Origin of the sequence: Arthrobacter cavernae (genome assembly GCF_017368795.1) — a bacterium.
Taxonomy (GTDB): domain Bacteria; phylum Actinomycetota; class Actinomycetes; order Actinomycetales; family Micrococcaceae; genus Arthrobacter; species Arthrobacter cavernae.
In genome coordinates, this window is sequence record NZ_JAFNLL010000112.1 from 1 (window position 1) to 634 (window position 634).

General features: G+C 64.4%; 1 pseudogene. It reads left to right on the forward strand.

Annotation, left to right across the window (positions count from 1 at the left end):
- Positions 1 to 203: pseudogene (locus J1902_RS19035) on the forward strand (hypothetical protein); the annotation flags it as partial.
- Positions 204 to 634: the final 431 nt, after the last annotated feature.

Genomic DNA, 634 nt, shown 5'->3' on the forward strand with positions numbered 1-634 from the left:
CGATGGGGTCATCAACAGCTCGTGTGTCTCCCAAGCCCTGGGCTGCAAGACAGGACTCATCTTTGAAATTTCAAGCCCTGCGGTATGTGACTGGCGGTCAGGATGGCCCCGGCGTCCCCATCTTCGCCTGGCGGCTCAAAGACGGTTACTCGGATAATTGGAACTTCTACCACCTCTCCGAGCGGCTGCGCAGGCGCGGATGATTGTTCCGGCCCATCCGATGCCGGCCGAACTTACCGAAGGGACCGCACAGCGGGTCGTCGTCGGCAACGGATTCAGCCGTGACCATGCCGGGAGCTTCCTCGGAGACCTCTACCGAAGTCTCATATCTCGACGCGCTGACCGGGCCCTTGCGCGGAGAGGGCCACCCCGCCGCGTTCCACCACTAAGATCGCGTCACCAAGCAGGCCCTCGCGGCGTTCGCAGACCTGGAATTCGCCACCGCCGCACGGGAACTGGAGAGCCGAACCTGTGCAGTATCGTGCCGGCGGTCAGCGAGACCTGGTAGTCGCACGCGGTGCACTGCCAAATCTTTCGCGTGGCCACCGGCCATGCTGCCCGCCCCCTGCATGGGCCGGGCCGGCTATGGTTGTGCCGGCTATGGTTGTGCCGCGGCGTGGCCGGCTCTACATTG